Source organism: Roseateles sp. (assembly GCF_039929605.1).
Taxonomy (GTDB): domain Bacteria; phylum Pseudomonadota; class Gammaproteobacteria; order Burkholderiales; family Burkholderiaceae_C; genus Pelomonas.
In genome coordinates this window covers 39065-45991 of the sequence record NZ_JBDSQX010000009.1, presented here as the reverse complement: position 1 = coordinate 45991, position 6927 = coordinate 39065, and the positions used below count along the sequence as shown (strand labels likewise).

The following is a 6927-nucleotide window of genomic DNA, read 5'->3' as shown; positions in this document are numbered from 1 at the left end:
CCGTGCCGGCTAACACCTTTGCCGACATCGACGTGGGCGACTCGCTGGCCTACAGCGCCACGCTGGCCAACGGCTCCGCGCTGCCGGGCTGGCTGAGCTTCGACGCCGCAACGCGCACCTTCAGCGGAACGCCGTTGAACGGTGATGTCGGCGCCATCGCCGTGATGGTGATCGCCACCGATGGCAGCAACGCCAGCGCTTCCAGCAACTTCGTGCTGACCGTGGCCAACACCAACGATGCACCGACGAGCAACGGCATCGCCGCACAGGCTGCGACCGAGGACAGCCCGTTCAACTTCATCGTGCCGGCCAATGCCTTCACCGATGTCGACGTGGGCGACACGCTGACCTACGCCGCGACGCGGGTCGATGGCTCGGCATTGCCAAGCTGGCTGAGCTTCGACGCGGCGACGCGTACGTTCAGCGGTACACCAGCCAACGGCGACGTTGGCGCAATCTCCGTGAGAGTGATCGCCACCGACAGCAGCAACGCCAGCGCGCCCAGTGACTTCATGCTGACAGTGACCAACACCAACGACGCGCCGACCGCAGCCGGCATCGCTGCGCAGGCCGCCACGGAGGACAGCGCCTTCAGCTTCATCGTTCCGGCGAATGCATTTGCGGATGTCGATGTGGGCGACGCGCTGACTTACAGCGCCACGCTGGCCGACGGTTCGGCATTGCCGGCATGGCTGAGCTTCGACGCGACGACACGCGTGTTCAGCGGCATGCCGTTGAATGACGACGTCGGCGCGATCTCGTTGAAAGTGATCGCCACCGACAGCAGCAACGCCAGCGCGTCCAGCAGCTTCACGCTGACCATCGCCAACACCAACGACGCGCCGACGGCCATCGCCATCGCCGCGCAGTCGGCCAACGAAGACAGCGCCTTCAACTTCACGGTGCCAGTCAACACCTTTGCCGACGTGGACGTGGGCGACGCGCTGACCTACGCCGCGACGCTGGCCGACGGCTCGGCACTGCCGGGCTGGCTGAGCTTCGACTCCGCGACGCGCACCTTCAGCGGCATGCCGTTGAACGACGACGTAGGCCCTATCACCGTCAAGGTCACCGCGACCGATGGCGGCAACGCCAGCGTCTCCAGCAACTTCACGCTGACCGTCGCCAACACCAACGACTCGCCGACGGCCATCGCCATCGCCGCGCAGTCGGCGGCCGAAGACAGCGCCTTCAACTTCACGGTGCCCGCCAACACCTTTGCCGACGCCGATGTGGGCGACGCGCTGACCTACGCCGCAACGCTGGCAGACGGCTTGGCACTGCCGGGCTGGCTGAGCTTCAACGCGGCGACGCGCACCTTCAGCGGCATGCCGGCCAACGGCGATGTCGGTGCGATCAGCGTCAAGGTCACGGCCACCGACAGCAGCAGCACCAGCGTGTCGAGCAGCTTCACGCTGACGGTGGCCAACACCAACGATGCGCCGACAGCCATCGCCGTCGCCGCGCAGAGTGCTGCTGAGGACAGCGGGTTCAGCTTCACGGTGCCGGCCGACACCTTCGCCGACATGGATGCCGGCGACACGCTCAGCTACACCGCGACGCTGGCCGATGGTTCAGCACTGCCGGGCTGGCTGAGCTTCGACGCGGCGACGCGCAACTTCAGCGGCACACCGCAGAACGGCGACGTGGGCTCGATCAGCGTGCGCGTGACGGCGACCGATGGCAGCAACGCCAGCGCGTCGAGCAACTTCGCGCTGACGGTGGCCAACACCAACGACGCGCCGACCAGCAACGGCATCGCCACCCAGGCTGCCGCCGAAGACGGCGCCTTCAGCTTCACCGTGCCGGCGAATGCTTTCGCAGACGTGGATGGGGGCGACACCTTGAGCTACGCCGCGACGCGGGCCGATGGCTCGGCGCTGCCAGGCTGGCTGAGCTTCGATGTGGCGACGCGCACCTTCAGCGGCACGCCGGCCAACAGTGATGTCGGCGCCATCGCGGTCAAGGTGACGGCCACCGACGGCGGCAACGCCAGCGCCTCCAGCAGCTTCACGTTGACGGTGGCGAACACCAACGACGCGCCGACGGCCATCGCCATCGCGGCGCAGAGCGCTACCGAAGACGCAGCCTTCAGCTTCACCGTGCCCGCCAACACCTTCGCGGACGTCGATGCGGGCGACACGCTGACCTACGCCGCGACGCTGGCGAACGGCTCGGCACTGCCAGGCTGGTTGAGCTTCAACGCGGCGACGCGCACCTTCAGCGGCACGCCAGACAACGGCGATGTCGGCGCCATCACCGTCAAGGTCACGGCCACCGACGGCAGCAGCGCCAGCGTGTCCAGCAACTTCACGCTGACGGTGGCCAACACCAACGACGCGCCGACCAGCAATGGCATCGCCGCGCAGTCGGCCATCGAGGCGAGTGGCTTCAGCTTCACCGTGCCGGCCGGCGCCTTTGCCGATGTCGACGCCGGTGACACGCTGAGTTATGCCGCAACGCTGGCCGACGGCGCGGCGCTGCCGGCCTGGCTGAGCTTCAACGCGACGACGCGCACCTTCTCCGGCACACCCACCCACGCCGACGCGGGCGCCATCGCCGTGCGCGTCACCGCCACGGACGGCAGCGGCGCCGCAGCGCCCAGCGACTTCACGCTGACGGTGGTTGCCGGCGTCGAAGCGCCGCCGGTGCCCGCGCCCACGCCGCCCGTCCTGCCCCCGCCCAGCAGCCCGCCGGTCATCGTGGTGGAAGCGCCTGCGCCGCCGCCCGCGCCGGTCGCTGCCTTCTTCACGCCGTCGCCAGCGGGCATCGCGCTGGAAGTCCAACTGCAGCCGGAGGCCGTGTCCTTGAACACCGGCACCCGCGTCGTGGAGACGCCACCAGCCGCCGCTCCAGCCCCGGCTGCGGCAAGCAACGCGCCGGCCCTGCAGGTCGTTGCGCAGCTCGACACCTTGAACATCAGCGGCGGTGGAACGCAACGCAACATCGAGCTGCCGCTGTCGTCCTTCCTGCTGTCGGCGCCCGACAGCGGCGTTGCCGTGCAAGCCCGGCTTGCGGACGGCCGGCCGCTGCCGGCCTGGCTGCGCTTCGACCCGGTGACCGGCAAGCTGGTCGGCCGGGTGCCAGCGTCGGTGCATGGCGTGATCCAGGTGGTGCTGACCGTGCGCGACAGCCGCGGCCAGGCCGCCTCGACGCAACTGGAGATCCGCGTCGACGATGCCCCGGGCGACGCCCAGCCCGCACCCGGCCGCGAGACCACACCCGCGCAGCCGGTGCGCCCGACCTCGCAGCGGCAAGGCGATGCACCGGAGCGCCTGGCCGCGCGGCCGGCCCTGAGCGAACAGCTCCGCCACGCGCGCCTGCAGCAACGCAGCGGGCTCGCCGAACGGCTTGCCAGCAGCCCGCGAGGTGAGCCTGGCGGCTCGACGCGAAGCTGAACGCCGAGGAGACATCGATGGCAAGCCCTGAAGGGGCGGCATCTCACGGCGCTGGCGATCCCCTCGTCCAGCTGCTGGACCTGGCCCACCAGGCCCGCGAGGCCCGCAGCCGTGACGAACTGGCCTTCCTGCTGCTGAACGACAGCCGCCGGCTGCTGCACTACCGGCAGGCAGCGCTGTGGCTGGACGGCGCCGGGCTGCGCGGCCTGTCCGGCGTGCTGGAGCCCGACCTCAATGCGCCGTATGCCCAGTGGCTGCGCAAGCTGTGCGCGCATCTGCACGGCGCGAACCCGGCAAGTGCCGCGGCGGCCGTGGTCGCCATCGACCGGCACCAGCTGCCGCCCGCGCTGGCTGCGGAATGGGCGGACTGGCTGCCCGGCGAGGGCCTGTGGCTGCCCGTGCCGGGCGACGCTGGCCAGCCGCCGTTGGGCGGCCTGGTGCTGGCGCTGGACGACCCCTGCCCCGACGCCGCCCTGCCGCTGCTGCAGGAGTGGCTGCATGTCTGGGCCCACTGCTGGCGAAGCCTGGACCGGCCACGCGCCTGGTGGCAGGCCTTGCTGCGCCATGAGCCTGCCCCGAAGAGCGGTGCGACGCCGCCGGTCCGGTGGCGGCGTCGGCCGGTGCTGATCGGGCTGGCCCTGCTGGTGCTGGTGCTGCTGCCGGTGCGCCTGACCGTGCTGGCGCCGGCCGAGCTGGTGGCCGCCGATGCGGCGGTCGTGCGCGCGCCGCTGGACGGCGTCATCGAGCGCTTCCAGGTGCAGCCCAACCAGGCCGTGACGCGCGGCCAGGCGCTGTTCAACTTCGACGAGGCACCCATCGCCAGCCGGCTCGACGTGGCGCGGCAGGCGCTGGCCACGGCCGAGATGGAGTACCGCCAGATCGCCCAGATCGCCCTCGCCGACCCGCGCGCCAAGGGCCAGTTGGCTGCGGTGCAGGGCCGCATCGAGGAAAGGCGCGCCGAGGCGGCGTTCCTGGATGACCAGTTCCAGCGTTCCCGGGTGGCGTCGCCGCGCGACGGCATCGCCATCTTCGACGACCCCTCGGAATGGGAAGGCCGCCCGGTGCACACCGGCGAGCGCATCCTGCGCGTGGTGGACCCGCATCAGGTCGAGGTCGAGGCCTGGCTGCCGGTGGGCGACGCGCTGCCCCTGCCGGCCGGCGCCGAGCTCAAGCTCTACCTCGCCGCCACGCCACTCGACCCGGTGACCGCCACGCTGCGCTACATCGCCCACGACGCCGTGCAGCGCCCGGATGGAAGCTACGCCTACCGCGTGCGCGCCCGGCTGAATGCGCCCACCGAGCACCGCATCGGCCTGAAGGGCACCGGCCGCCTGCAGGCTGGCTGGGTGCCGCTGGCCTACTGGGTGCTGCGCCGGCCGCTGGCCATCGTGCGCCAGTACCTCGCCGTCTGACCCGGCATGAGCGCCGCTCCGACCCTGCCGCCGCTGCGCGAAGAGCTGGCCCTGCACCCCGGCTCGCGCGGGGCACGGGGCGAACCTAGCTGGACGCTGCACGACCCCGTGCGCAACCAGTTCTTCCAGCTCGACTGGGCCAGCTTCGAGCTGCTGAGCCGCTGGCAGTTGGGTTCACCCGAGGCCGTCCTCGCTGCCGTGGCCGACGAGACCACGCTGACGGTGGATGCCACCGATGTGACCGGCCTCATCGACTTCCTGCAGGCCAACCAGCTGCTGGCGCCGCAGGGCGGCCAGGCCCGCGAGCTGGCCGCCCGCAAGCAGCGCCAGCGCGGCAGCGTCTGGACCTGGCTGCTGCACCACTACCTGTTCTTCCGCGTGCCGCTGCTGCGCCCCGACGCGCTGCTCGACGGGCTGGCGCCGCGCCTGGGCTGGCTGTACGGCCGGCCCTTCCTGTGGGCCACGGCCACGGCCGGCCTGCTGGGGCTGTTTGGCGTCTCGCGGCAGTGGGATGCCTATGCGTCCACGCTGGTGGACCTGTTCAGCTGGCAAGGGCTCGCGGCCTACGGCGTGGCCGTCGTCGCGGTGAAGACGGTGCACGAGTTCCTGCACGGCGTGACCGCCAAGCGCTTCGGCTGCCGGGTGCCAACGATGGGCGTGGCCTTGATGGTGCTGTGGCCGGTGGCCTACACCGACACCACCGAGGTCTGGAAGCTGCCCGACGCCCGCCAGCGCATGGCCGTGGCCGGCGCCGGCATCTGCGCCGAACTGGCAATTGCCGCCTGGGCGACGCTGGCCTGGCTGTGGCTGCCCGAGGGCCCGCTCAGGACGGTCGCCTTCCTGCTGTCCAGCACCACGTGGCTCTCGACGCTGTTGATCAACGCCAGCCCCTTCATGCGCTTCGACGGCTATTTCCTGCTGTCAGACGCGCTCAACATGCCCAACCTCCACGCCCGCTCATTCGCGCTGGCGCGCTGGCGGCTGCGCGAGTGGCTGTTCGGCTTCGGCGAGCCGGCACCCGAGCCGATACCGCCACGCCGCACGCGCTGGCTGGTGGCGTTTGCCTGGGCCACCTGGCTGTACCGGCTGGTGCTCTTCCTCGGCATTGCCGTGCTGGTCTATCACTTCGTCATCAAGGCGGTCGGCATCCTGCTGTTCGCGGTGGAGCTGGTGTGGTTCATCGCCTCGCCGGTGTGGGGCGAGCTGCGCGCCTGGTGGCAGCGCCGCGCCCGCATAGGCCGGCACCGGCGCCTGGCGCTGCTGGTGGGCGCTGGCGCGCTGGCAGGCCTGCTGCTGGTGCCACTGCCGGGCCGCGTCACCGGCACGGGCCTGCTGCAGCCGGCCGAGCAGCTCACGCTGTACGCGCCGGCCGGCGCCCAGGTCACGGCGCTGCCCTTCCACCATGGCGACGCAGTGCCCGCGGGCGCGGTGCTGTTCGAGGTGCAATCACCGCTGCTGCGCCTGCGCGCGCTGCAGTCCGCCGCTCGCATGACGGGCGTGCAAGGCCAGATCGCCGCCGCCGCCTTCGATGCCCAGCAAAGGCGCGATTGGCAATTGGCCACCGGGCAGCTCGAAACCCGCCGCGCCGAGGCGCAGACCGTCACCGCCGACGCTCAGCGTTATGCGCCCGCGGCGCCCTTCGCCGGCCGCTTCGTCGACGCCGACCCCGATCTGCGCGCTGGCGACTGGGTGGCCAAGGACGAAGTGCTCGGCCGCCTCGTGTCCACCGGCGCGCGCCAGGTCATCACCTATGTCGACGAGAAGGAGGTGCGCCGCATCGCCGTGGGTGACGCCGGCCTGTTCGTCGTCGACGCCCTGCTCGGCCCGACGCTGCACCTGCGCGTGAAAACCATCGAGCGCGACGCCTCGCGAACACTCAACGAGCGCATGCTCGCCAGCCACCTCGGTGGCCATGTGCTGGTGCGGGAGCAAGGCCAGGTTTTCAGCCCGGAGTCCGCCGTGTTCCGCGTGGTGCTGGAAACGACCTCGGGCCAGGACCACGCCGAACAGGCCTGGCGCGGCGCGGTGGTCATGAGCGCCCGGCCGGAGCCCTTGCTGAGGCGGTTCATCGACCAGGTCATGAGCGTCTTCTGGCGAGAAGCGGGGTTCTGAAGCAG

At 71.0% G+C, this 6927-nt stretch carries 3 protein-coding genes; all 3 read left to right on the top strand.

What is annotated here, in order from left to right:
• Positions 1 to 3398, top strand: a 3398-nt coding sequence (locus ABIS05_RS01495) for a putative Ig domain-containing protein (protein ID WP_348009619.1), incomplete at its 5' end; no start/stop codon positions are given.
• A 17-nt stretch (positions 3399 to 3415) separates the two neighbouring features.
• A complete protein-coding gene (locus ABIS05_RS01490) occupies positions 3416 to 4810 on the top strand; it encodes an HlyD family efflux transporter periplasmic adaptor subunit (protein WP_348009618.1) in 1395 nt (464 codons plus the stop codon).
• 6 nt (positions 4811 to 4816) lie between these two features.
• Positions 4817 to 6922, top strand: coding sequence for a site-2 protease family protein (locus tag ABIS05_RS01485; protein ID WP_348009617.1), 2106 nt, complete (start codon positions 4817 to 4819; stop codon positions 6920 to 6922).
• The last annotated feature ends 5 nt before the right edge of the window (positions 6923 to 6927 follow it).

Bases quoted from the DNA above. Each gene is read 5' to 3' on its own strand.
- ABIS05_RS01490 (WP_348009618.1), top strand. From the start codon at position 3,416: ATGGCAAGCCCTGAAGGGGCGGCATCTCACGGCGCTGGCGATCCCCTC.
- ABIS05_RS01485 (WP_348009617.1), top strand. From the start codon at position 4,817: ATGAGCGCCGCTCCGACCCTGCCGCCGCTGCGCGAAGAGCTGGCCCTG.